The following is a 24,294-nucleotide window of genomic DNA, read 5'->3' on the forward strand; positions in this document are numbered from 1 at the left end:
TCGAGCGGGTGAGACGCCTTCGCGAGTTCGCGCGCGGTCCCCACGTGACGATCGTCGGCTGGACGGTCGTCGCGAGCATCGTCGTCGGCGTGGTGTGGGGGCTCGTGGTTCCCGGTGAGCAACTGCTCGTCGTCGCCCCCGACGGGGGCATCCCGCTGACCGCGGAGAGCATGCACCGGTTCGACGCCGCCGCGATGTTCGCGTGCTTCACCGCGGGACTCGGCGCGGTCGTGGCGGTCGCCGCGTGGACGCGTGCCTCGTTGCGCGGACCGGCGCTCGTCGGCAGCGTCCTGCTCGCGTGCGTGCTCGGTGCAGTCGTGGTGGCAGCGGTGGGCGACCTCGTCGGCGTCGTCCGTTTCCAGGTGCCCGACGTCCTCACCGAGGGCGAGATCGTCACGCGGGGAACCGGACTGGGCACTCCGCTCGTATTGCTCTTCGCGCCGCTCGTCGCCTCGATCGCGCTCGCGGTGGCGGCGGTGCTCAACGCGCACGACGACCTCGGATCCGGCCGGAGCGCGACGATCAGTCGGAGTCCTCGGCCCCCGGCCCCGACCATCCCGGAGGGCGAAGCGCCGCGAACTCGTCCGTGATCCGCAGCGACCGTTCGGCGAACCGGTGGACCGCCGCGGGGCGGCCGCCGCCCGGGCCGGACCTCGCGGCCCGCCCCGTCGCCTCGATGACCCCGCGCCGCGTCAGCACGCGCTGCAGGTTGGTCGTGTCGACGGGGTAGCCGAGGCCCGCCTCGTAGATGTCACGCAACTCGGACATCGTGAACTCCGCGGGGGCGAGCGCGAACGCGATGTTCGTGTACGACATCTTCGCCGCGAGCCGGGCGCGCGCGTGCTCGACGACGGTCCGATGATCGAAGGCCATGTCGGGCAGCGAGCACACCGGGTGCCACCGCGTGTCCGGCGGCAGTTGCGGGTCGGCCGTCACCGGCACGAGGCCGAGGAAGGTCGACGCGATCGTCCGCCTGCCGGGGACGCGCGCCGGATCGCTGAACACCGACAGCTGTTCGAGATGCGCGACGTCGCGCAGATCGACCTTCTCGGCGAGCTGCCGGCGCGCCGACGCGGTGAGGTCCTCGTCGTCGCGAAGCACGCCGCCGGGGAGGGCCCAGGCGCCCTCGAAAGGGCCGAGAGCGCGCTGCCACAGCAGTACCTCGAGTTCGGGCCGGAGCCGTGCTCGCCGCGCGGGGTGACCCGAATCACGGGTTTCACCTGTGCCGATACTGTCGTCGCGGTAGCCGACCCGGAACCCGGCGGTGAGCACTTCGTGAACGGTGCTAGTATCGGGCATGTTTTCGATCCTAAGTCGAAAACCTCTCGGAAGGGAAACTTCCGGTCGATCGAAGGAGCGGGCCATGACGAGCACGATGAGCGGCGCAGCCGCGACGTCCGGCATCGACACGTCCGGCATCACGGACTCGCCGCAGGGCTACACGGGCGTCGAGGGCGACGCGCGGTGGGCCGACGAGATCCGGCGGCTCGCCGACGAGCGTGGCGCCACGCTGCTCGCCCACAACTACCAGCTCCCGGAGATCCAGGACGTCGCCGATCACGTCGGCGACTCGCTCGCGCTCTCGCGGATCGCCGCGGAAGCACCCGAGGACACGATCGTCTTCTGCGGTGTCCACTTCATGGCCGAGACCGCGAAGATCCTCGCGCCGCACAAGACCGTCCTCATCCCCGACGAGCGCGCCGGCTGCTCGCTCGCGGACTCCATCACCGCCGACGACCTGCGCGCATGGAAGGACGAGTACCCCGACGCCGTCGTCGTGTCGTACGTCAACACGACGGCCGAGGTGAAGGGCCTCACCGACATCTGCTGCACGTCGTCGAACGCCGTGGACGTCGTCGCCTCGATCGATCCCGATCGTGAAGTGCTGTTCCTGCCCGACCAGTTCCTCGGCGCACACGTCAAGCGCACCACCGGACGCGAGAACATGCACATCTGGGCAGGCGAGTGCCACGTTCACGCGGGCATCAACGGCGACGAGCTGACCTCCAAGTCCAAGGCACACCCCGACGCCGAGCTGTTCGTGCACCCCGAATGCGGGTGCGCGACGTCGGCGCTCTACCTCGCCGGCGAGGGCTTCGTCCCCGACGACCGCGTCAAGATCCTCTCGACCGGCGGCATGCTCGACGCCGCGCGCGCCACCGGGGCCCGCGAGGTGCTCGTCGCGACCGAGATCGGCATGCTGCATCAGTTGCGCCGCGCCGCTCCCGACGTCGATTTCCAGCCGGTCAACGACCGCGCGTCGTGCCCCTACATGAAGATGATCACGCCCGCCGCGCTGCTGCGGTGCCTCGTCGAGGGACGCGACGAGGTGCACGTCGACCGTGAGGTCGGCGAGCGTGCCCGCGCCTCCGTGCAGCGCATGATCGAGATCGGAAATCCTGGCGGGGGAGAGTGACCGGACGCGCCGCCTCGTGCGCGTGGGAACGGGCCGCCGACCTCGTCGTGGTCGGCGGCGGCGCCGCGGGGCTCGCCGCGGCGTGTGAGGCCGCCGAACGCGGGCTGCGCGTTCTCGTCCTCGTCAAGTCCGGCGACACCGCGACGCGCCTCGCGCAGGGCGGTCTCGCCGCCGTGCTGCCGGGCGGTGATCCTGGCGACTCGCTCGCGTCGCACGCCGCCGACACCCACGCCGCGGGCGACGGGCACTGCGACGACGGCGCCGTCCGGACGATCGTGGCGGAGGGCGCGAGCGTCGTGGATCTGCTCGTGCGCCGTGGTGCGCGCTTCGACGGCGGGGATCTCGCGCCGTACCTCACGCGTGAAGGCGGCCACTCCGCCCGGCGCATCGTCCACGCGGGCGGCGACGCGACCGGCGTCGAGATCCAGCGCACGCTGAGCGCCGCGGCGCACGCCGCGCAGGGCGTCACCGTGGTCGAGGACGTCGCCGTCCTGCGGGTTCTGACCGGTCCGAGGGGAGTGGCGGGCGTCCTCGCGGTCTCGCACGACGGCCTCGGCGTCGTTCACGCGCCCGCGGTGCTGCTCGCGACCGGCGGCATCGGAGCGCTCTACGAGGTCGGCACGAACCCCGAGACCGCGACGGGAGACGGGATCGCGCTCGCCCTCGACGCGGGAGCACGCGTCGCCGATCTCGAGTTCGTGCAGTTCCATCCGACGGCACTGGTCGTTCCGGACGCGCGCGGCCGCAGCCCGCTCGTGAGCGAGGCGCTGCGCGGCGAGGGCGCGGTCCTGGTCGGCCTCGACGGCGCCCGGGTCACGGCGGGTGTGCACCCGCTCGGTGATCTCGCGCCGAGGGACGTCGTCGCACGCGCGGTGACGGCCCACATGCACAGCACCGGCGCCCGTCACGTCCTCCTCGACGCCACCGCGGTCCACGACGTGGCGCAGCGCTTTCCGACGGTCACGGCGGCGTGCCGCGGCATCGGGATCGATCCGGCGACCGACCCGATCCCCGTCGCTGCGGCGGCGCACTACGCGTGCGGCGGCGTCGTCGCGGACACACACGGCCGCACCGACGTCCGTGGGCTGTACGCCGCGGGCGAGGTCGCGTGCACGGGGCTGCACGGCGCGAATCGCCTCGCGTCGAACAGTCTGCTCGAGGCCGTCGCCGTCGGACGCCGCGCGGGACGGGCCGCGACCGAGCGCCTGGCCGCAGTCGGCGAGACCCGGCGCGATGTCACGGATGCCGCACTGCCGCGTCGCCGCGTGCTCGCGCGGACCCTCGTGCAGTCGCTCGCGACCGAGTTCGCAGGCGTGCGCCGGACCGGGTCGGGCCTGGCCGAACTGGCCGCCGTCGTGGAATCAGCCCCGCTGCGGGAGATCTCGACCCTCCGGGGCGCCGAGGACGCCGCGCTGACGACGACAGCGCACGCGATCGCGCTCGCCGCAGCCGAACGCACCGAGACCCGCGGGTGCCACGCCCGCACCGACCACCCCGGCCGTGACGACGCGCTCGCGCACCGCATCACGGTCGCCCGCCGCGGCGACGACCTCGTCGTCGGCCGGTCCACCGATCACCTGGGAGTCGCATCGTGAGTACCGCCGAGATCCTGACCGACGAGACCCGGGCCCTCGTACGCACCGCTCTGGACGAGGATCTTCGCTACGGCGACGACGTGACGACCCTCGCGACGGTCCCCGCGGACGCGTTCACCACGGCGGCCTTCGTCTCGCGTGAGGAGGGCGTGGTCGCGGGTCTCGACGTCGCGCTGCTCGTCCTCGACGAGGTGCTCGGCATCGGGGGATACACCGTGACGCAGCGGGTCGACGACGGCACGCGTGTCGCGCAGGGAACCGTCGTGCTCGAGGTCCGTGCACAGACCCGTGGCCTGCTCACCGCCGAGCGCACGGCGCTCAATCTTCTCGGTCACCTGTCGGGCATCGCGTCCGAGACCGCACGGTGGGTCGAGGCCGTCGCGGGGACGACTGCGCGGATCCGCGACAGCCGCAAGACACTTCCCGGGCTGCGCGCGCTGCAGAAGTACGCGGTGCGGGTCGGCGGTGGTGTGAACCACCGGATGGGTCTGGGCGACGCCGCGCTCGTCAAGGACAACCATGTCGCCGCGGCCGGGTCGGTCGTCGCGGCGCTACGTGCCGTGCGCGAGGCCGCGCCGGATCTGCCGTGCGAGGTGGAGGTGGACACCCTCGAGCAGTTGGACGAGGTGCTGCGCGAGGGCGTCGAACTCGTTCTGCTCGACAACTTCCCGGTGTGGCAGACGCAGATCGCGGTGCAGCGCCGCGCCGCCGTCTCGCCCGAGACGAAGCTCGAGTCGTCGGGTGGGCTGAGTCTCGACGCTGCCGCCGACTACGCCGCGACGGGCGTCGACTACCTCGCCGTCGGTGCGCTGACCCATTCGGTGCGCGTACTCGACATCGGTCTCGACATGTGATTGCACCGGGATCGGCGCCCTGCTGAGCGCAACCGGTGCGCGACGGACCGCCGCGATCTACTGTGTCGCGCATGACGACTCGTGATCGCGGCTCCGCGACGCGCATCCGCGGTCCGGTGGTCGCGGCCTACGCCGCCGGCAGCGTGGGGACCGGGGGATTCGCGACGCTGCCCGGACTCGTATTGGCCTACTACCTCACCGACACACTCGGCGTCGCCGCCGCGCTCGCATCGATCGTGGTGCTCGCGCCCAAGATCATCGACGTCGCCGTCGCACCGGCGATCGGCGCGCTGAGCGATCGCGTCGCCGTGCGCACCGGATCACGGGCACGGTTCATGGCATTCGGGACGATCGTCATGCCGGTGTTCTTCGTCGTGATGTTCGCGTCGCCGGTGCGCGAGGCCGGCGGCGCGCTCTGGGTGGTGCTCGCCTTCACCGCGGCTGCCCTCGCCTACAGCTTCTTCCAGGTGCCGTTCGTCGCGCTGCCGGCCGAACTCACGCGCGACTACGACGAGCGCACCCGCCTCGTGTCGGTGCGCGTCGCCGTGCTCGCTCTGACGATCCTCGTCGTCGGTGCGGGTGGTCCGGCACTGCGGGACGCCGCCGGGGGCGGCAGCGGGGGATACCTCGTCATGGCCGTCGGCGTCGCGGCACTGCTGTGTGCCGGAATGGCGTGGGCGAGCCGTGGTTCGGGACGGGCCCGGTATCTCGCGGTCTCCCCGCGCCGCAGCGACGCAACGGGCGGGGACGCGTCCGGCCTGTGGCGCGAGGGGCTGGCGGCACTGCGGACCGCGCCCGTTTCGGTGCCCTCCTCACGGTGTTCGTGCTCCAGGCTCTCGCATCCGCGGTCATGCTCGCGGGGGCGCAGTACCTCGCGACGTACGTCCTCGGCGACGAGTCGGCGCTGACGTTGCTGTTCGCCGCGCTCATCGCGCCCGCACTGCTCGTGATGCCGCTGTGGTACCGCTACGCGCGCCGCCACGGCAAGCGGCGTGGCCTGTACCTAGCGTCGACGATGTTCGTCGTCGCGTGTCTGGCACTGGTTCCGGTGATCTGGGCACCCGGAAGCTGGGTGCTCGCACCCGTGGCGCTGGCCGGTGTCGCGTACGCGGGCATGCAGGCGTTCCCGATGGCGCTGCTGCCCGACGTCATCGAGGCCGACGCGCGGGCTCGCGGTGAGGAACGCGGCGGAACCCTCTCGGGCGTGTGGACGGCACTCGAGACGGCCGGCCTCGCGTTCGGGCCCGCGCTCTTCCTCGCGATGCTCGCGCTCGGCGGTTTCGTGTCGTCGACCGGCGACGCCGCGCCGCAACCGGATTCGGCGATCACCGCGATCGCGGCCGGATTCTCGCTCGTGCCCGCGGCACTGGTCGCGGTGAGTATCGTCGTGCTCCACCGCTTCCGGCCGACGACCGAGTCGGCCGCGGAACACCGGGGGACCGACACGAGGGAGCAGGCATGAACGAGGACGCACTCGGGCTCGACGGAATCGCCGGACGTGGCGCGAGCGCCCTCGCCGAACTCCATGCACTGCGGGCCGCCGACGCGCCGACGCACGGTGGCCGCGTGCTGTCGTACGTCTACGACCCCGGCATCGCCGAACTCGACCGCATCGCCGGGGAGGCCGCGCGACTCGTGCAGCCGGTCAACGGCCTCGACCCCACCGTGTTCCCGTCGGCGCGGGTGCTCGAACGCGATCTCGTCGCGTGGGGCGCGCAGCTGACCCACGGCGGCGACGGCACCGTCGGCAACGTGACGTCCGGCGGCACCGAGAGCTGCATGCTCGCGGTGCTCTCGGCACGTGACAGTGCCGGCCGCGGGGGCGAAGCGGGCGACGCGGGCTCGATCGTGATCCCGACGACGGCGCACGCGGCGTTCGTCAAGGCCGCGCACGTGCTGGGGCTCGGCGTCGTTCGCGTTGCGGTCGATCCGTCGACCGGACGGGTCGACCCGGCACGAATCGCGGCCGCACTGCGCGACGACACCGTCCTCGTCGTGGCGTCGGCACCGAACTATCCGCTCGGCGCGCTCGACCCGATCGCCGAGATCGCCGAGGTCACCGGCGCGGCGGGGGTGCCGCTGCACGTCGACGCGTGCCTCGGCGGCTTCGCGCTCGCATGGTGGGACGAGTCCGGGGCGGGCGACGACACGCTGCCGCCGTGGGATTTCCGTGTGCCCGGAGTCACCACGCTCTCGCTCGATCTCCACAAGTACGGCTACGCCCCGAAGGGTGCCTCGCTGCTGCTGCACCGCGATCGTGACCGGCACCGCGCGCAGTACTTCGGCCTCACCGACTGGCCCGGCTATCCCGTCGTCAATCCGACGCTGCTCGGCTCGAAGTCGCTCGCGGCGACGGCGTCGGCGTGGGCGATCGCACATGCACTGGGCGACGACGGCTACCGCGCGCTCGTCGGCAGGATTCGACGCAGCGTCACGGTGCTGCGGGAGGCAGTGGACGCGACGGCCGGACTGCGTGTCGTCGGCGACCCGGTCGGTCCGGTCTTCGCCGTCGCCGCGGACGGCCACGGCGAGCGCGCCGTCGATCCGCACCGCTGGGCGGCGGCCGTCGCGGAACGCGGATTCACGTTGCAGATGCAGCCGTCGCTGCCGCAACCGGACGGCACGACCCTGCCCGCGACGACGCACCTCACCGTGACCCCCGTGACCGAGTCGGTGCTCGGCGAACTGGTCGTGGCACTGCGCGAGGCCGCGACCGAGGTGCGGGGAGTGCCGCCCGCGCAGCCGCTTGCAGCTCTCGCGACGCTCGCCGCCGCGTTCGAGGCCGGGCAGGTCGAGGCCCGCGACGTGACGGCACTCCCGAGTGCCGTGCTCGCCGCAGCGCTGGCCGAGGCGGGGCTCGCACCGGGCGGTCCGGGCGAGCTGGACATGGCCGCGGTCCTCTCCGCCGTCGAGGCACTCCCACGCGAGGTCACGCGCGTGTTGCTGATCGAATACCTCGCGGGGCTGCTCGCGCCGGGGTGAGCAGGGGAGTCCGGTCACTCCCCGGGCTGCGTCTATCCTGGATAATCGGTGTATCCGGGGTGCGTCGCCGCGCCTCGACACCCTCCGCCGGCACCCCGGCGGCCGGATGAACCAGCCGAGAGGAACCGTTCATGCTCGCCCGCACCGACCTTCGTGGTCGCACCCCATCCACGGCCGAACTTCGCGCCGCGCTTCCCCGAGGTGGAGTGGATGTGGACGCGGTGCTGCATCGGGTTCGCCCGGTGGTCGAGGCGGTGCGTGATCGTGGCGCCGTGGCCGCGCTCGAGTTCGGCGAGCAGTTCGACGGCGTCCGGCCCGAGCAGGTCCGCGTCCCCGCGGCGGAACTCGAGCGCGCGCTCGGCGAACTCGACCCCGACGTGCGGTCGGCCCTCGAGGTCGCGATCGAGCGCACCCGCAAGGTGCACGCCGATCAGCGGCGCATCGACACCGTGACCGAGGTGGTTCCCGGCGGGACCGTCACCGAACGGTGGGTTCCCGTCGATCGCGTCGGCCTCTACGTCCCGGGCGGCAACGCCGTCTACCCGTCGTCCGTCGTCATGAACGTCGTCCCGGCACAACAGGCCGGTGTGCGCTCCCTCGTCGTCACCTCGCCGCCGCAGGCCGAGTTCGGCGGACTCCCGCACCCGACGGTCCTCGCCGCGTGTGCCCTGCTCGGCGTCACCGAGGTGTGGGCGGTCGGCGGCGGCCAGGCCGTCGCGCTGCTCACCTACGGCGGCACCGACACCGACGGCGGCGAGCTCGCCCCCGTCGACATGATCACCGGCCCCGGCAACATCTACGTCACCGCCGCCAAGCGGCTGTGCCGCGGCCTCGTCGGCATCGACGCCGAGGCCGGGCCGACCGAGATCGCGATCCTCGCCGACCGCACCGCCGATCCTGTCCACGTCGCCGCCGACCTCATCAGCCAGGCCGAGCACGACGTCATGGCCGCGAGCGTGCTCGTCACCGACAGCCCCGAACTCGCCGACGCCGTCGACGACGCACTGGCCCGCCAGCTCGCCGTCACCAAGCACCGCGCGCGCGTCGCCGAGGCGCTCTCGGGCGAGCAGTCCGGCATCATCCTGGTCTCGTCCGTCGCCGACGGCCTGCGCGTCGTCAACGCGTACGCCGCCGAGCACCTCGAGATCCAGACCGCCGACGCCTCGCAGGTCGCGCAGTCCGTCACGAGTGCCGGCGCCGTCTTCGTCGGACCGTGGGCTCCCGTGAGCCTCGGCGACTACTGCGCCGGATCGAACCACGTGCTGCCGACGGCCGGCTGCGCCCGGCACTCGTCGGGCCTGTCGGTGCAGACCTTCCTGCGCGGCATCCACGTCGTCGACTACTCGCAGGACGCGCTCGCCGACGTCGCGAAGCACGTCGTCGCGCTCGCGAACGCCGAGGATCTGCCCGCGCACGGCGAGGCCGTCCGGCTGCGGTTCGAGGAACTCCTGCCCGAGGACGAGCGATGAGCGCGCCCGGAGGCGCCGTCACGACGGCCGACCTGCCGCTGCGCGAGAACCTGCGCGGGGCATCCGCCTACGGCGCGCCGCAGCTCTCGGTCCCGGTGCAGCTCAACACGAACGAGAACCCGCACCCGCCGACGGACGCGCTCGTCGAGGATGTCGCCGAGTCGGTGCTCGAGGCCGCACGGGAGCTGCACCGGTACCCGGATCGCGACGCCGTCGCACTGCGCACCGACCTCGCGGAGTATCTGAGTGGCCGCACCGGTGTCGCGCTCACCGTCGACAACGTGTGGGCGGCCAACGGCTCCAACGAGATCCTGCAGCAACTGCTGCAGGCGTTCGCGGGGCCGGGACGCAGCGCGATGGGCTTCGTGCCGTCGTACTCGATGCACCCGATCATCTCCGACGGAACCGACACCGAGTGGCTGCCGGTGTACCGCGCCGGCGACTTCACGCTCGACGTCGACGCCGCCGTCGCCGCGATCACCGAGCAGCGTCCCGACGTCGTGTTCGTCACGAGCCCCAACAACCCGACGGGCCACAGCATCCCGCTGGACGCGCTCCGGCGGATCCTCGACGCCGCGCCGGGCATCGTGATCGTCGACGAGGCGTACGCCGAGTTCTCGGCGGCGCCGAGTGCGATCACACTGATCGACGAGTACCCGGCGAAGCTCGTCGTGTCGCGGACGATGAGCAAGGCGTTCGCGTTCGCCGGCGGCCGGCTCGGATACCTCGCCGCCGCACCGGCATTCGTCGAGGCGCTGCTGCTCGTCCGGCTGCCGTATCACCTGTCGGTGCAGACGCAGGCCGCGGCCCGGGCCGCGCTCCGGCACGCCGACGACACGCTCGCGAGCGTCGAGAAGCTGGCACGCGAACGCGATCGCGTGTCTGCAGCGCTCGCCGAGGCCGGCTACACGGTGATCCCGAGCGACGCGAACTTCGTGCTGTTCGGCCGGTTCACCGATGCGGCTCGCGCCTGGCAGGCCTACCTCGATCGCGGCGTGCTCATCCGCGATGTCGGCATCCCCGAGCACCTCCGTGTCACGATCGGACTGGCAGCGGAGAACGACGCATTCCTCGCCGCGAGCGCGGAACTCGCCGCGACCGAACTCGCGCCCGCAACACCCGACGAGAGGGGAACGGCATGACCGGCACCGACGACGGCACGGCGACGGGCGCGGCGCGACGGGTCGCGCGCATCGAACGCACCACGAAGGAATCCGACATCGCCGTCGAACTCGACCTCGACGGCACCGGCGTCGTGAACGTCTCGACGGGCGTCCCGTTCTTCGACCACATGCTCACCGCGCTCGGCAGCCACGCGAGCTTCGACCTCACCGTCCGCGCGCAGGGCGACGTCGAGATCGAGGCGCACCATACCGTCGAGGACACCTCGATCGTGCTCGGGCAGGCGCTCGGGCAGGCGCTCGGCGACAAGAAGGGCATCCGCCGTTTCGGCGACTCGTACATCCCGATGGACGAGACGCTCGCGCACGCCGTCGTCGACGTCTCGGGACGGCCGTACTGCGTCCACACGGGCGAGCCCGAGCACATGCTCGGTGCCGTCATCGGCGGCTACCCCGGTGTGCCGTACGCGACCGTGATCAACCGGCACGTGTTCGAGTCGATCGCGCTCAACGCCCGGATCGCGCTGCACGTTCGGGTGCTCTACGGACGCGATCAGCACCACGTGACCGAGGCCGAGTTCAAGGCCGTCGCGCGCGCCCTGCGGCAGGCCGTCGAACCGGACCCGCGCGTGCACGGCGTCCCGTCGACGAAGGGCAGCCTGTGAACACCGTTCTCGTCTACGCGCTGTTCATCGTCGCCGGTATCGCGCTCGGCGGCGCCTACTCGATGCTCAAGTTCAACAAGGTGGCCTCGGCGGTACTGGCGGTGATCGCGGTGCTCGCCGCGGTCGGCGGCATCCTGCAGTTCGTCGAATGACGGGCGGCGCGCGGGCCCGGCTCGCGAGGTGCGCATGGTGAACGTGCTGCGCACCCCGGGGATGCTCACGGCGATGGCGATGGCCGCGGCGGCGTTCGGTGGGTTCGGGCTGTTGCTGCCGGTCGTGCCGCTCGTCATCGCGCAGTCGGGTGCCGGTGACGCGATCGCGGGGGCGACGACGGCGACCTTCATGGCCGCGACGGTCGCGACCCAACTCGGCGCCCCGGCGCTGCTGCTGCGGTTCGGGCACCGACTCGTGCTCGCGACCGGCTGTCTGCTGCTCGGCCTGCCGTCGCTGCTGTTGCTCCCGGCGACGATGCCCGACGCGGGTGGCGCAGGGATCGTGGGCGTGCTGGCGGTGTCGGCGGTCCGGGGTATCGGTTTCGGGCTGCTCACCGTCGCGAGTGCCGCGCTCGTCGCCGAACTCGTGCCGCGGGCGCAGATCGGCCGCGCGAGCGGACTGCAGGGAATCGCGATCGCCGCGACCCAGATGGTCGCGCTCCCCGCCGGTCTCGCGCTGCTCGGCGCGTTCGGCTCGTGGGCCCCGATCGTCGCGGGCGCCGTGGTCCCGGTCCTGGCGCTCGTCGCGATCGGCAGGCTCCCGAAGATCACGACGCCACCGGGCAGCGCCGTCCCGCGCGGCCGGCTGGTCCTCCTGCCGATCGCCGTCCCCCTCGCCGCGATCGGCGCCGCCGCCGTCGCGAACGGTGGTGTCACGAGCCTGCTGCCGATCGCGGTCGACGACAATCCCGGAGTGTCCGCGGCCGTCCTCCTCGCCCTCACGAGCGCGGCGATGATCGCGGGCCGCTATCTGTCGGGCGTGATGTCCGATCGGCTCGGGCCGGGACGCGTCTCGCCGCCGGGCCTCGTCGTCTCCGCCCTGGGCCTCGCCGCGGTGGCATGGGGTGTCGCCGACGGACTGGACGCCGCACTCGTTCTCGGTGTCGTCGTGTTCGGATTCGGTTTCGGTGCGGTGCAGAACGATTCGCTCGTGTCGATCTTCGCGGCCGCGGGCTCCGGCAGATCGGGCCAGGCGAGCGCGGTGTGGAACATCGGCTTCGATGCGGGAACCGGGCTCGGAGCGTTCGCGCTCGGCGTCGTCGCCGCGGCAGCGGGATACGGCGCCGTCTTCGCGACGTCCGCCGCGGTCGCCGTGACGGTTCCGGCGCTCGTCCTGGCGGCCTCGTCGCTGCTGGGGCGCGGGCGCCGCGGCCGCGGGTGAGGGCGCGGGACGGCGTTCGGCCGCCCGATACGATGGGTGCATGACGACCATCGCCGTCCTGGACTACGGATCGGGCAATCTGCACTCGGCGGCCCGCGCGCTCGCGCGGACGGGAGCCGAGGTCGAGGTGACAGCGGATCCCGATACCGCCCTCGCGGCGGACGGTCTCGTCGTGCCCGGCGTCGGTGCGTTCGCGGCGTGCATGGAGGGTCTGCGCGCGGTCCGCGGCGACCGGATCATCGGGCAGCGGCTCGCCGGCGGACGGCCCGTCCTCGGCATCTGTGTCGGCATGCAGATCCTCTTCGATCGCGGCGTCGAGTTCGGCGTCGAGGCGGATGGGTGCGGCGAGTGGCCCGGCACCGTCGATCGGCTGCCGGCGCGCGTGCTCCCGCACATGGGCTGGAACACCGTCACCGCGCCCGGCGACAGCGTCCTGTTCGCGGGTCTCGACGCCGAGACGCGGTTCTACTTCGTCCACTCGTACGCGGCGCAGGCGTGGGAGCTTCCCGAGTCCGAGCACTTCCGGCCGCCGCTGCTCACCTGGGCCGATCACGGCGGGCCGTTCCTCGCGGCCGTCGAGAACGGGCCGCTCTCGGCCACCCAGTTCCACCCCGAGAAGTCCGGTGACGCCGGGGCGCAGCTGCTGCAGAACTGGGTCTCGCACCTGTGACCCCGCCGCCGCGGCGGTTGAGCTACGCCGTCCTCGCGATCAGCGCTCTCGGCGCCGCGATGGCGGTGCTGGTCGTCGTGGCGCTCGTGCTCGTCCTCGTGCAGCCGGGCCCCGTCGCCGGCCTCGCGATCGGTCTCGGTGGCATCGCCCTCGCGATCGTCGCGATGGGCGTCGTCTCGGTCCGGATGACGCGCCGCGCGTTTCCGGACGACGGCGATCCCGGGCCTGCGAGCGACGAGCCGGGCACGCGCGGGCCGCAGCGTCCGTAGTCGGTGCAAACCAGTAGGGTTGTCGCACGTGAGCCTGGTTCTGTTGCCCGCTGTCGATGTCGTCGGAGGCGAAGCCGTTCGCCTCGTTCAAGGGGAGGCGGGCAGCGAGACGTCGTACGGTTCGCCGCGTGACGCCGCCCTCGGGTGGCAGAACGCCGGCGCCGAATGGATCCACGTCGTCGATCTCGACGCCGCGTTCGGTCGCGGCTCCAACTCCGCACTGCTCGCCGGCGTCGTCGGCGAACTCGACGTGAACGTCGAACTCTCCGGCGGCATCCGCGACGACGAGTCGCTCGAGGCCGCCCTCGCGACGGGCTGTGCGCGCGTGAACATCGGCACCGCGGCGATCGAGAACCCGGAGTGGTGCGCACGCGCGATCGCACGCTTCGGCGATCGCATCGCCGTCGGACTCGACGTCCGCCTCGACGGCGAGTCGTACCGGCTCCGCGGCCGCGGCTGGGTCAGCGAGGGCGGCGATCTCTTCGAGACGCTCGCCCGGCTCGACCGCGACGGCTGCGCGCGTTACGTCGTGACGGACATCTCCAAGGACGGCACCCTCACCGGACCGAACCTCGATCTGCTGGCGCAGGTGTGCGATGCCACCGACGCCGCCGTCGTCGCGTCGGGCGGCATCTCCGAACTCGGCGATCTCACCGCGATCGCGGGCCTGACCGACCGCGGCGTCGAAGGCGCGATCGTGGGCAAGGCGCTCTACGCGGGACGCTTCACCCTGCCCGAGGCGCTGGCCGCGGTGCGATGACGGGGGCCGCCCGCGTGACGTCGCCGCGCGAACTCGCACGGATCGCCGCGGGCGTCCTCGACTCGGTCGCACCCCGATTCGTCGCGGGGCTCGGCGCGCCGAGCGCTCACGAGAAGGGGAGCCGCGACTTCGCGACCGAGGTCGATCTGGACATCGAACGGACCGTCTCCCGCGAACTCGAGGCACGGACGGGTATCCCGGTCCACGGCGAGGAGTACGGCGGCGCCGACCCCGTCGACGGCCGGGTGTGGGTCGTCGACCCGATCGACGGGACGCTCAACTACTCGGCAGGGCTGCCGACGTGCGGCATCCTCCTCGCCCTGCTCGACGACGGCGTACCCGTCGCGGGCCTCAGCTGGTTCCCGCTGCTGGGGCGCCGGTACGTGGCCGTCGTCGGCGACGGGCCGGTGACCGACGGCGAGGCGAGCCTGCCGCCGCTCGAACCGGTCTCGCTCGGAGCGTCGATGGTGGCGAGCGGGCCGCTCTCACCCGACAGCCGCGGTGTCACGCCCGGCCCGGTGCGGGTCGCGCTGTTCACCGAACTCAGCAGGTCCGCGCTGCGGGTCCGCATCCACGGCTCGACCGGCTTCGACCTCGCCTACACGGCTGCGGGCGTGCTGGGCGCCGCCGTCGTCTTCGGCCACAACGTGTGGGACAACGCCGCGGGCGTCGCGCTCGTGCGCGCCGCCGGCGGCGTCGTCACCGACCTCACGGGCTCGCCGTGGACGGCCGCGTCGTCGTCCCTGCTCGCGGCGGCGCCGGGAGTCCACGGCGAGATCCTCGATATCCTGGACGCAGTCCGCGACCAGAACCACCGCGACCAGAACCGCTGACGAGTACACCGGCGACGAGCAGGAGCACAGAACACATGTCCGTGGCGACCCGGGTGATCCCGTGCCTCGACGTCGACGCAGGCCGCGTCGTCAAGGGTGTCAACTTCCGCGATCTGCGCGATGCAGGTGACCCCGTCGAACTGGCCGCCCTCTACGACGCGCAGGGCGCCGACGAACTCACCTTCCTCGACGTCACGGCGTCCAGCGGCGAACGCGCCACGATGCTCGACGTCGTGACGCGCACGGCCGAGCAGGTGTTCATTCCGCTGACCGTCGGCGGCGGCGTCCGCACGACGGAGGACGTCGACCGCCTGCTGCGCGCGGGTGCCGACAAGGTGAGCGTCAACACCGCCGCGATCGCCCGGCCGGAGTTGCTGCGCGAGATGAGCGAGCGGTTCGGATCGCAGTGCATCGTCCTGTCGGTCGACGCGCGCACCGTCCCGGAGGGGCAGGAGACCACGCCGTCCGGGTGGGAGGTCACGACGCACGGTGGCAAGCGCGGGACCGGTCTCGACGCCGTCGAGTGGGCCGTGCGCGGCCAGGAACTGGGTGTGGGGGAGATCCTGCTCAACTCGATGGACGCCGACGGCACGAAGGCCGGGTTCGACATCGCGATGATCGAGGCCGTCCGCGCGGCGGTGACGGTGCCCGTCATCGCGAGCGGTGGTGCGGGGGCGGTCGAGCACTTCGCTCCCGCCGTCCACGCGGGGGCGGACGCCGTGCTCGCCGCGAGCGTGTTCCACTTCGGTGATCTCACGATCCCCGAGGTGAAGAAGGCGATGGGCGACGAGGGGATCACGGTCCGATGAGCACGTCACTCGATCCGGCGATCGCGTCGCGCATCACCCGCAACGACGCCGGGCTGTTCACGGCCGTCGTGCAGGAGCGCGCGACGTCCGACGTCCTCATGGTGGCGTGGATGGACGACGAAGCGCTCGCCCGCACCCTCGCGACGCGGCGAGCGACGTACTGGTCGCGTTCGCGCCGCGAGTACTGGGTCAAGGGCGAGACGTCCGGACACACCCAGCACGTGCACGAGGTGCGGCTCGACTGCGACGGCGACGCCGTGCTGCTCGTCGTCGATCAGGTCGACGGCGCGTGCCACACCGGCGATCACACCTGCTTCGACGCCGACGTCCTGCTCGCACCCGACGACCGGGACTGAATCCGGGAGGTCGGCGCCGGCCCTTCCTCCGCCGTCGACGTGCACGCCGACGAGTGTGGTCTCGCTTCTGCGAGACTGACGGACGTGCCGCTCATTCAGATCAGCCAGACGCCAGGACTCTCCGACGACGACAAGCGCCGCACGATCGAGGCGGTGACGGCCGCGTACGCCGAGGCGACGGGGAAGAACCCGGCGTCGGTGTGGGTGACCATCACCGAGATCCCCCGTGCGAGTTGGGGAGTCGGCGGCGCGCCGCTCACGTGATCGACGTGCGGTTCCTCGCTCCGTCGGCGGCGTCCGCAGCGATGCCGATGTCCAGCTGGGTCGTGACGAGCCGGCTGACCTTGGCGAGCTGACGGGTCTGAGCGGGGGAGAGCCCGTCGAAGACGAGCGACCGGACCGCGGCGACGTGTCCGGGCGCCGCGTCCGCCATCTTCTCTCGCCCCGCTTCGGTGAGGACGGCATCGGACGCGCGTGACTCGGGAATCGCGTCGCGGACGACCCAGCCGAGCCGCTCCAGCTTCGTGACGACGTGCGAGAGCCGCGAGAGCGACGCGTTGGATCTGCGGGCGAGGACGGCGAGCTGGAGCCGTCCGCCGTCGGCCATGGACAGCTGTGCCATGACGGAGTACTCGAAGTGCGTCATCCCCGAATCGCGCTGGAGCTGGGTGTCGAGCGCCGACGGCAGCCGGGTGATCAGAGCGATCAGCGCGAGCCACGCCTCGCGTTCCTCGTCGTCGAGCCACTGCACATCGTCCATGTCGAAAACCCTAGCGTCTGCAGATCGTTGCCACCGTGAACGACCGGGCGCGGTCGGCCACCCCCGACGGACGGGGCGCCCGATCGCACCGAGTGGCGCCTGGGACAATCGAGCCATGCCCGCCGAATCCAGCACCCTCGCGGCGAACACCGCCGACGGCACGACGACGCGCGAGCAGTTCCGAGCCCTTGCTGCGGAGCATCGCGTCGTTCCGGTGACTCGCACGCTGCTCGCCGACGCGGAGACTCCGTTGTCGGCCTATACGAAGCTCGCACGAGACCGGCCGGGAACGTTCCTGTTCGAGTCCGCCGAGAACGGCCGATCGTGGTCTCGCTGGTCGTTCGTCGGGGTCGGCTCGCGTGGCGCGCTGACGGTGCGCGACGGCGAAGCGGCATGGTTCGGTGACGTCCCGGCGGGTGCGCCGACGGGCGGCGACCCGGTCGAGGCGCTTCGCCGCACGCTCGAACTGCTGAAGACCGAGCGGATGCAGGGCCTGCCGCCGCTCACCGGCGGCATGGTCGGCTATCTCGGATACGACGCCGTGCGCCGGCTCGAACGGATCGGTGACGACACCGACGACGATCTCGGCGTGCCCGAGACCGTGATGCTGCTCGCGACCGATCTCGCTGCCGTCGATCACCACGAGGGCACGATCTGGCTCATCGCGAACGCCGTCAACTGGGACGGCTCCGACGAGCGGGTCGACGAGGCCTACGACGACGCCATCGCCCGGCTCGACGAGATGACGACGGCGCTGGCGGCTCCCGCACCGTCGACGGTCTCGACGTACTCGCGCCCGGCGCCCGACTTCCGGCGGCAGCGCACGAGCGAGGAGTTCGGTGCCGGCGTCACGCACCTCGTCGGCGAGATCGAGGCGGGCGAGGCGTTCCAGGTCGTGCTGTCGCAGCGCTTCGAGATGCAGACCGACGCCAGGCCGCTCGACGTGTACCGGATGCTGCGCGCGTCGAACCCGAGTCCGTACATGTACCTCATGCACATTCCTGATCACGACGGCGGCACGGCGTTCTCGATCGTCGGGTCGAGTCCCGAATCGCTCGTCACGGTGAAGGAGGGCGTCGCGACGACGCACCCCATCGCCGGGACCCGCTGGCGCGGCGAGACCGACGCGGACGATGTGCTGCTGGAGAAGGATCTGCTCGCGGACGAGAAGGAGAACGCCGAGCACCTCATGCTCGTCGATCTCGGCCGCAACGATCTGGGCCGCGTCTGCGCGCCGGGCACGGTGAAGGTGCACGACTACCGGCACGTGGAGCGGTACAGCCACGTCATGCATCTCGTGTCGACGGTGACGGGCAGGCTCGCCGAAGGGCGCAGCGCACTCGACGCCGTGACGGCCTGCTTCCCTGCCGGGACGCTCTCGGGAGCGCCGAAGGTGCGGGCGATGCAGCTGATCGAAGAGCTCGAACCGACCCGCCGCGGTGTGTACGGCGGCATCGTCGGCTATCTCGATTTCGCGGGCGACGCCGACACCGCGATCGCGATCCGGACGGCCCTCGTCAAGGACGGGACGGCATACGTCCAGGCCGGAGCGGGGATCGTCGCGGACTCGGTTGCGGAGTACGAGGACGACGAGTCGCGGAACAAGGCGATGGCGGTGCTGCGCGCGGTCGCCGCGGCGGCCACCCTCACGCCGGTCGATCCCGGCGAGGCAGGAGCGACGTCATGACGACCGAACCCGAACCCGCCGGCACCGCCCGGGCGGACCAGCAGGAGGCGCCCGCACCGGCACGGCGGTCGCGCTCGCCGCGTGCGATCGCGGTCGCGCTGCTCGCCCTCGCGGCGGCAGTCCTGTGGGCGTCCTCGCGGCTGACGTGGGTCGTCGTGGAGTCGAGCGACGGCCTCGGTGCCGACCGCACCACCGACGTCCTCGGTGCGACGTGGTCGCCGACGAGCACGCCGCTCGCGCTGGCACTCGTCGCTGCCATCGCGGCGGTGTTCGCGGTGCGCGGCAGGCTGGTCGCCCTCGTGGCGGTCGTGGTCGCGATCGTCGCCGTCGGCTCCGCGATCGGGCCCGTCCGGTTGCTCGTCGACGGGGCCGACGGAGACCGTGCCGGATCGATCGCCGGGCTGCCCACGCGCGCCGTCGTGACGGCGGTGTCGGTCCAGCCGGCGGGAGCCGTCGTCGCCGTCGTGGGCTCGGTGGTGGCGCTCGTCGCGGCCGTCGCGTTGCTGCGCGCACCTGCGGGTGGTGGGCTGTCGTCGAAGTACGACGCTCCCGCGACCCGCCGCGCCAAGGCGGTGAGCGAGGCCGAGGGCGACGAGGTCACCGAGCGGATGCTGTGGGACGCGCTCGATGCCGGGGAGGACCCGACCAGCGGAGACGCCGGCCGTGACCGGGGCGAAGACCCCACGCGCTGACCCCGGTGGCAAACGCATGAGCACATCGCACTACGCTGGCGATGTCCAGATGAGCTTTCTCACAGAGGGCTCCGCGGCGCTCGCGAGGGCGTCGCTGCAAGGGGACCTGCATCGAACCCGGTGCAGAGCACGAGCTTCCGTCAGGAAAGGGCTCAGGCCACGATGACCGTTCTCGATTCGATTCTCGACGGCGTACGGGCCGACGTCGCGGTCCGCGAGTCGGTCGTCGATCTCGCCGCCGTGAAGGCCGCGGCCGCCGCCGCGCCCGCCCCTCTCGACGCCGCCGCAGCCCTGCGCGCACCCGACATCGGGGTCATCGCCGAGGTGAAGCGCTCGAGCCCGTCGAAGGGTGCGCTCGCCGACATCCCCGATCCGGCCGAACTCGCCGCCGCCTACGAGGCGGGCGGTGCGCGCGTGATCAGCGTGCTCACCGAGGGCCGCCGTTTCGGTGGCTCGCTCGCGGACCTCGACGCCGTCCGGCGCGCCGTCGACATCCCGGTCCTGCGCAAGGACTTCATCGTCGGGCCGTACCAGATCCACGAGGCGCGGGCCCACGGCGCGGACGTCATTCTGCTCATCGTCGCAGCGCTCGAGCAGAGCGCTCTCGAATCGCTCATCGACCGCACCGAGTCGCTCGGCATGACCGCCCTCGTCGAGGTCCACACGGAGGACGAGGCCGATCGCGCGCTCGCCGCGGGCGCGAAGGTCATCGGCGTCAACGCCCGCGATCTCAAGACCCTCGAGGTCCATCCCGAGACGTTCGGGCGCATCGCACCCGGGCTTCCGACCGAGACCGTCAAGATCGCCGAGTCGGGGGTCAAGGGGACTGCCGATCTGCTCGCCTACGCGGGCGCCGGAGCCGACGCGGTGCTGGTCGGCGAGGGTCTCGTCACCAGCGGTGACCCGCGCAAGGCCGTCGCCGATCTCGTGAACGCGGGCGCGCATCCGTCGTGCCCCAAGCCGTCGCGGTGATCGTGTCGGTGCCCGGGTGCGCTGCCTGCACCCGGACGGCACCGTCGCGGTGAGTTGGGGCAGACTGGAGTGGTGACTTCTTCGTATCCGGGCATCATGCCGCTCCCGCCCACCAGCGCGGGCATCGTCGACCGCACGACGCACGATCCGGACGCGACCGGGCATTTCGGGATCTTCGGCGGCCGGCACGTGCCGGAGGCCCTCATGGCCGTGATCGAAGAGGTCACCGCCGAGTACGCGAAGGCCCGCATCGACGACGGCTTCCTCGCCGAACTGGACCGCCTCCAGCGCGACTACACCGGCCGCCCGTCGCCGCTGTTCGAGGCGACGCGGATGAGCGAGTACGCGGGCGGTGCGCGGCTGTTCCTCAAGCGTGAGGACCTCAACCACACCGGATCGCACAAGATCAACAACGTCCTCGGCCAGGTGCTCCTCGCGAAGCGCATGGGCAAGCAGCGCATCATCGCCGAGACCGGCGCGGGCCAGCACGGCGTCGCGACGGCGACGGCCTGCGCGCTGCTCGGGCTCGACTGCGTCGTCTACATGGGTGCGGTGGACACGGAGCGGCAGGCACTCAACGTCGCGCGGATGCGCCTGCTCGGCGCCCGTGTCGTCTCGGTGCAGACCGGTTCGCGCACGCTCAAGGACGCGATCAACGAGGCGCTGCGCGACTGGGTGACCAACGCCGACGGCACCTACTACTGCTTCGGCACCGCCGCCGGACCTCACCCGTTCCCGATGCTCGTCCGCGATTTCCAGCGCGTCGTCGGGCTCGAGGCGCGCGAGCAGATCCGGCAGCTGACGGGCCGGCTCCCCGACGCCGTCACGGCGTGCGTCGGCGGCGGGTCGAACGCGATCGGGATCTTCCACGCATTCCTCGACGATCCGGACGTGCGGCTCGTCGGCTACGAGGCGGGCGGCGACGGCGTCGAGACCGGCCGCACCGCCGCGACCTTCACCGCGGGAACCCCGGGCGCCTTCCAGGGCGCGTACTCGTACCTGCTGCAGGACGAGGACGGCCAGACGATCGACTCGCACTCGATCTCCGCGGGCCTCGACTATCCGGGTGTCGGCCCCGAGCACGCGCTGCTCAAGGAGACCGGCCGCGCGACGTACGAGCCCGTCACCGACACTGAGGCGATGGATGCGCTGCGGCTCCTGTCGGAGCGCGAGGGCATCATCCCGGCCATCGAGTCCGCGCACGCCGTCGCGGGATCGCTGCGGCTGGGCCGCGAGCTCGGCGAGGGCGCGATCGTCGTCGTGAGCCTGTCGGGCCGCGGCGACAAGGACATGGACACCGCCGCGAAGTGGTTCGGCCTGTTCGACGACGCCGCGGACGGCACGAACTCCGACACCGCGAACACGACCGACACGGAAGGCTCCGACCAGTGACCAGTTCGCGTTTGCAGCCCGTCTTCGACCGGTGCAGGGCTGAGAGCCGCGCAGCACTCGTCGGATACCTGCCCGCCGGATACCCGACCGTCGACGGGTCGATCGAGACGCTGCGCACGATGGTCGACGCCGGCTGCGACATCGTCGAGGTCGGCCTCGCGTACTCGGATCCCGTCATGGACGGGCCGACGATTCAGTCCGCCGCCGAGACCGCGCTCGCGAACGGCGTGCGGGTGCGCGACATCTTCCGCGTCGTCGAGTCCGTGAGCGCCGCCGGCGGCAGCGCCGTCGTGATGACGTACTGGAATCCCGTCCTCAAGTACGGCGTCGACGCCTTCGCCCGCGATCTCGCGAACGCGGGCGGGCTCGGCCTCATCACCCCGAACCTCATCCCCGAGGAGGCCGGCGAGTGGATGGCGGCCTCCGACGCCCACGAGCTCGACCGGATCTTCCTCGTCGCGCCGTCGTCCACCGAGGAGCGGCTCGCGTCGACCCTCGATGTCACGTCGGGATTCGTGTACGCCGCGTCGACGATGGGTGTCACCGGCGCCCGTGACACCGTCGATTCGGTCGCACCCGAACTGTGCGCCCGCATCCGTGTCCACTCGGACATTCCCATCGGCGTCGGACTCGGAGTCCGGTCCGGTGCGCAGGCCGCCGAGATCGCGTCGTACGCCGACGCCGTGATCGTCGGGTCCGCACTGGTGTCCGCGGCCGCCGAGGGACAGTCCGCCGTGGGTGCGCTCACGACCGAACTCGCCGAGGGCGTCCGCTCGGCTACCGTGTCGTCGTGATGACAACGCCGCACGCCGTCGACGTCCTCGCCGCGATCCCCAGTCCGCCGCAGGGCGTCTGGTATGTCGGGCCGTTCGCGCTCCGCGCGTACGCGCTGTGCATCATTGCCGGCATCGTCGTCGCGATCGTGTGGGGCGACCGCCGCTGGGTCGCCCGCGGTGGCGACGAGGGCACGGTCCTCGACATCGCGATCTGGGCGGTGCCCTTCGGGCTCGTCGGCGGCAGGCTCTATCACGTCCTGACGGACTGGCCGACCTACTTCGGCGAGGGCGGCGATCCCGTCGACGCGCTGAAGATCTGGCAGGGCGGCCTCGGCATCTGGGGCGCCGTCGCTCTCGGCGGCGTCGGGGCGTGGATCGGTTGCCGCCGCCGCGGCATTCCGCTGCCCGCGTTCGGTGACGCGATCGCCCCCGGCATTCTGCTGGCCCAGGCGATCGGACGGTTCGGCAACTGGTTCAACCAGGAGCTGTACGGACGAGAGACGACGGTCCCGTGGGGCCTCGAGATCTACGAGCGCCGCACGGAGACCGGGCAGGTCGGTCCCGGCCTCGTCGACGGCGTGTCCACCGGCGAGGTGTACGCGGTCGTGCACCCGACGTTCCTGTACGAGGCGCTCTGGAGCGTGCTGGTCGTGATCGCGCTCGTCGTGATCGACCGCCGGTTCCGCATCGGGCACGGCCGCCTCTTCGCGCTCTACGTCGCCGGCTACTGCTTCGGCCGGTTCTGGATCGAACTCATGCGCACCGACCACGCGAACGAGATCTTCGGGATCCGGGTCAACTCGTTCACGTCCGCGATCGTCTTCGTCGCTGCCATCGCCTACGTCGTCCTCGCGCGCAAGGGCCGCGAGGACCCGGCGACACTGCGCTCGCGTCGCGGCGGCACGGACGACCCGGAGACCGGTGGTTCGGACCGGACCGGTCCGGACGAGACGCCCACCGCCACCGTCGCAGCCGGTGACGACGCGGCACGCACGACCGATACTCCCCGAGAGTCGGACACCCCGACGTCCGAACGGAAGGACGACGCGACATGACCGACGAGCGAGACACCGACAAGTCCGCGAAACCCGACCAGCAGCCCGAGGGCGGCGAGTACTCCCAGGACACCGGCGCATACGACTACGGCGCCACCGCGGAGGCGTCGCTGTCGGACAGCACGTCCTCCGGAACGCCCGCGCCGGGTTCGGCGAGTGCCGGCCCCGGCTGGGACACGTTCGCGGGCGTCGGCAACGGACCGGGATGGGGCACGACGCCCACCTACCCCGTGCCGAACGACACCGCCGGGCCCGACGAGACGACGCGCCCCGACTACACCGGCCCGATCCAGCAGTACGGACTCGACGACGGCCCGACCTTCGGTGCTCCCGATCCCGCGTTCGGGGCGCAGGCGCCCGGCTACGGGTCCGGCGCGCCGCAGCAGAGCGCGCCACAGCAGCGTCCCCCGCAGCAGGGTCCGGTGCAGCAGCCGCCACCCCCGCAACCCGGCATGTATCCGGGGCCGTTCTACGCCGACCCCGCGGCGCCCTACGGCCGCGATCCCCGTACCGGGCAGCCGTTGTCGAACAAGAGCCGCACCACGGCGGGGCTGCTGCAGCTGCTGCCCAGCTTCGTGGGCGTGTGCGGTGTCGGCAGGCTCTACACCGGCTCGATCGCGATCGGGCTCGCCCAGTTCGTGCTCATGTTCGCGGGCTACGCCCTGATGCTGTTGCTCATCGGGTTCCTCGTCGTGCCCGCGATCTGGATCTGGAACCTCGTCGACGCGATCCGGATGTTCAGCGGCGACGTCGACGACGGCGAGGGCCGCAAGCTCACCGACTGACC

Annotated in this window: 26 protein-coding genes and 1 pseudogene; 25 read left to right on the forward strand and 2 right to left on the reverse strand. The window is 72.0% G+C overall.

What is annotated here, in order from left to right:
• Positions 1-8 precede the first annotated feature (8 nt).
• Positions 9-590, forward strand: a complete 582-nt coding sequence (locus tag RR1_RS11345) for a DUF2567 domain-containing protein (protein WP_071990672.1) — start codon at positions 9-11, stop codon at positions 588-590.
• Here the strand turns inward: RR1_RS11345 and RR1_RS11350 are convergent.
• Entirely contained in the window at positions 523-1,299 is a 777-nt protein-coding gene (locus tag RR1_RS11350; protein WP_010836206.1) for an NUDIX hydrolase, read from the reverse strand. The two genes, RR1_RS11345 and RR1_RS11350, sit on opposite strands and share 68 nt — an antisense overlap.
• A 76-nt stretch (positions 1,300-1,375) precedes the next feature.
• On the opposite strand from RR1_RS11350, the gene nadA reads away from it, so the two are divergent.
• The 17 genes and pseudogenes from nadA (at position 1,376) to RR1_RS11430 (ending at position 16,437) form a co-directional block, all read left to right on the forward strand.
• Complete coding sequence (nadA, locus tag RR1_RS11355) at positions 1,376-2,416, forward strand: quinolinate synthase NadA (protein ID WP_143153808.1); 1,041 nt, start codon at positions 1,376-1,378, stop codon at positions 2,414-2,416.
• Positions 2,413-4,011: an L-aspartate oxidase gene (gene nadB, locus RR1_RS11360; protein ID WP_010836204.1), complete on the forward strand. Its 1,599-nt coding sequence runs from the start codon at positions 2,413-2,415 to the stop codon at positions 4,009-4,011. Before nadA ends, nadB begins: the two co-directional genes overlap by 4 nt.
• Positions 4,008-4,865: a carboxylating nicotinate-nucleotide diphosphorylase gene (nadC, locus tag RR1_RS11365; RefSeq protein WP_010836203.1), complete on the forward strand. Its 858-nt coding sequence runs from the start codon at positions 4,008-4,010 to the stop codon at positions 4,863-4,865. The genes nadB and nadC overlap by 4 nt, the downstream gene beginning before the upstream one ends.
• Before the next feature lie 71 nt (positions 4,866-4,936).
• Positions 4,937-6,327 (forward strand): annotated as a pseudogene (locus RR1_RS23115) (MFS transporter).
• Positions 6,324-7,847 (forward strand): pyridoxal phosphate-dependent decarboxylase family protein, encoded by a 1,524-nt coding sequence (locus RR1_RS11375; RefSeq protein WP_010836200.1) that lies wholly within the window; start codon positions 6,324-6,326, stop codon positions 7,845-7,847. Before RR1_RS23115 ends, RR1_RS11375 begins: the two are co-directional and overlap by 4 nt.
• A gap of 131 nt (positions 7,848-7,978) precedes the next feature.
• Positions 7,979-9,316 carry a histidinol dehydrogenase gene (gene hisD / locus RR1_RS11380; protein WP_010836199.1) on the forward strand — a complete coding sequence of 446 codons (1,338 nt, stop codon included), beginning with the start codon at positions 7,979-7,981 and terminating at the stop codon, positions 9,314-9,316.
• A complete protein-coding gene (locus RR1_RS11385) occupies positions 9,313-10,458 on the forward strand; it encodes a histidinol-phosphate transaminase (protein WP_010836198.1) in 1,146 nt (381 codons plus the stop codon). The genes hisD and RR1_RS11385 overlap by 4 nt, the downstream gene beginning before the upstream one ends.
• The gene (gene hisB, locus RR1_RS11390; RefSeq protein ID WP_010836197.1) at positions 10,455-11,102 is read left to right on the forward strand and encodes an imidazoleglycerol-phosphate dehydratase HisB; all 648 of its coding nucleotides are present in this window, start codon (positions 10,455-10,457) and stop codon (positions 11,100-11,102) included. Before RR1_RS11385 ends, hisB begins: the two co-directional genes overlap by 4 nt.
• Positions 11,099-11,254, forward strand: a complete 156-nt coding sequence (locus tag RR1_RS22310; RefSeq protein WP_010836196.1) for a CG2302 family histidine operon protein — start codon at positions 11,099-11,101, stop codon at positions 11,252-11,254. Before hisB ends, RR1_RS22310 begins: the two co-directional genes overlap by 4 nt.
• A 34-nt stretch (positions 11,255-11,288) precedes the next feature.
• Positions 11,289-12,476 (forward strand): MFS transporter, encoded by a 1,188-nt coding sequence (locus tag RR1_RS11395; RefSeq protein ID WP_010836195.1) that lies wholly within the window; start codon positions 11,289-11,291, stop codon positions 12,474-12,476.
• A 40-nt stretch (positions 12,477-12,516) separates the two neighbouring features.
• A complete protein-coding gene (hisH, locus tag RR1_RS11400; protein ID WP_010836194.1) occupies positions 12,517-13,146 on the forward strand; it encodes an imidazole glycerol phosphate synthase subunit HisH in 630 nt (209 codons plus the stop codon).
• Positions 13,143-13,415 carry a hypothetical protein gene (locus tag RR1_RS11405; protein ID WP_010836193.1) on the forward strand — a complete coding sequence of 91 codons (273 nt, stop codon included), beginning with the start codon at positions 13,143-13,145 and terminating at the stop codon, positions 13,413-13,415. The genes hisH and RR1_RS11405 overlap by 4 nt, the downstream gene beginning before the upstream one ends.
• A gap of 28 nt (positions 13,416-13,443) precedes the next feature.
• Positions 13,444-14,175 carry a bifunctional 1-(5-phosphoribosyl)-5-((5-phosphoribosylamino)methylideneamino)imidazole-4-carboxamide isomerase/phosphoribosylanthranilate isomerase PriA gene (gene priA / locus RR1_RS11410; RefSeq protein ID WP_010836192.1) on the forward strand — a complete coding sequence of 244 codons (732 nt, stop codon included), beginning with the start codon at positions 13,444-13,446 and terminating at the stop codon, positions 14,173-14,175.
• On the forward strand, positions 14,172-15,008 hold the full coding sequence (locus tag RR1_RS11415; protein WP_040771974.1) for an inositol monophosphatase family protein: 837 nt from the start codon (positions 14,172-14,174) through the stop codon (positions 15,006-15,008). Before priA ends, RR1_RS11415 begins: the two co-directional genes overlap by 4 nt.
• A gap of 35 nt (positions 15,009-15,043) precedes the next feature.
• Complete coding sequence (gene hisF / locus RR1_RS11420) at positions 15,044-15,817, forward strand: imidazole glycerol phosphate synthase subunit HisF (protein WP_010836190.1); 774 nt, start codon at positions 15,044-15,046, stop codon at positions 15,815-15,817.
• Positions 15,814-16,173, forward strand: coding sequence for a phosphoribosyl-AMP cyclohydrolase (gene hisI / locus RR1_RS11425; protein ID WP_010836189.1), 360 nt, complete (start codon positions 15,814-15,816; stop codon positions 16,171-16,173). Before hisF ends, hisI begins: the two co-directional genes overlap by 4 nt.
• A gap of 39 nt (positions 16,174-16,212) precedes the next feature.
• The gene (locus tag RR1_RS11430; RefSeq protein WP_010836188.1) at positions 16,213-16,437 is read left to right on the forward strand and encodes a tautomerase family protein; all 225 of its coding nucleotides are present in this window, start codon (positions 16,213-16,215) and stop codon (positions 16,435-16,437) included.
• Here the strand turns inward: RR1_RS11430 and RR1_RS11435 are convergent.
• Positions 16,430-16,933: a MarR family winged helix-turn-helix transcriptional regulator gene (locus tag RR1_RS11435; RefSeq protein WP_010836187.1), complete on the reverse strand. Its 504-nt coding sequence runs from the start codon at positions 16,931-16,933 to the stop codon at positions 16,430-16,432. The genes RR1_RS11430 and RR1_RS11435 overlap by 8 nt on opposite strands.
• 115 nt (positions 16,934-17,048) lie before the next feature.
• On the opposite strand from RR1_RS11435, the gene RR1_RS11440 reads away from it, so the two are divergent.
• From RR1_RS11440 to RR1_RS11470, 7 genes are all read left to right on the forward strand, one after another.
• Positions 17,049-18,620 (forward strand): anthranilate synthase component I, encoded by a 1,572-nt coding sequence (locus RR1_RS11440; protein WP_010836186.1) that lies wholly within the window; start codon positions 17,049-17,051, stop codon positions 18,618-18,620.
• On the forward strand, positions 18,617-19,312 hold the full coding sequence (locus tag RR1_RS11445; RefSeq protein ID WP_010836185.1) for a TIGR02234 family membrane protein: 696 nt from the start codon (positions 18,617-18,619) through the stop codon (positions 19,310-19,312). The genes RR1_RS11440 and RR1_RS11445 overlap by 4 nt, the downstream gene beginning before the upstream one ends.
• A gap of 162 nt (positions 19,313-19,474) precedes the next feature.
• The gene (gene trpC, locus RR1_RS11450) at positions 19,475-20,284 is read left to right on the forward strand and encodes an indole-3-glycerol phosphate synthase TrpC (RefSeq protein ID WP_010836184.1); all 810 of its coding nucleotides are present in this window, start codon (positions 19,475-19,477) and stop codon (positions 20,282-20,284) included.
• A 96-nt stretch (positions 20,285-20,380) separates the two neighbouring features.
• Positions 20,381-21,676 (forward strand): tryptophan synthase subunit beta, encoded by a 1,296-nt coding sequence (gene trpB / locus RR1_RS11455; protein WP_051110976.1) that lies wholly within the window; start codon positions 20,381-20,383, stop codon positions 21,674-21,676.
• Entirely contained in the window at positions 21,673-22,470 is a 798-nt protein-coding gene (trpA, locus tag RR1_RS11460) for a tryptophan synthase subunit alpha (RefSeq protein WP_010836182.1), read from the forward strand. The genes trpB and trpA overlap by 4 nt, the downstream gene beginning before the upstream one ends.
• Positions 22,470-23,507: a prolipoprotein diacylglyceryl transferase gene (lgt, locus tag RR1_RS11465; protein WP_040771973.1), complete on the forward strand. Its 1,038-nt coding sequence runs from the start codon at positions 22,470-22,472 to the stop codon at positions 23,505-23,507. Before trpA ends, lgt begins: the two co-directional genes overlap by 1 nt.
• Positions 23,504-24,292 carry a hypothetical protein gene (locus RR1_RS11470; protein ID WP_010836180.1) on the forward strand — a complete coding sequence of 263 codons (789 nt, stop codon included), beginning with the start codon at positions 23,504-23,506 and terminating at the stop codon, positions 24,290-24,292. The genes lgt and RR1_RS11470 overlap by 4 nt, the downstream gene beginning before the upstream one ends.
• The last annotated feature ends 2 nt before the right edge of the window (positions 24,293-24,294 follow it).

Origin of the sequence: Rhodococcus rhodnii NBRC 100604 (genome assembly GCF_001894925.1) — a bacterium.
Taxonomy (GTDB): domain Bacteria; phylum Actinomycetota; class Actinomycetes; order Mycobacteriales; family Mycobacteriaceae; genus Rhodococcus_F; species Rhodococcus_F rhodnii.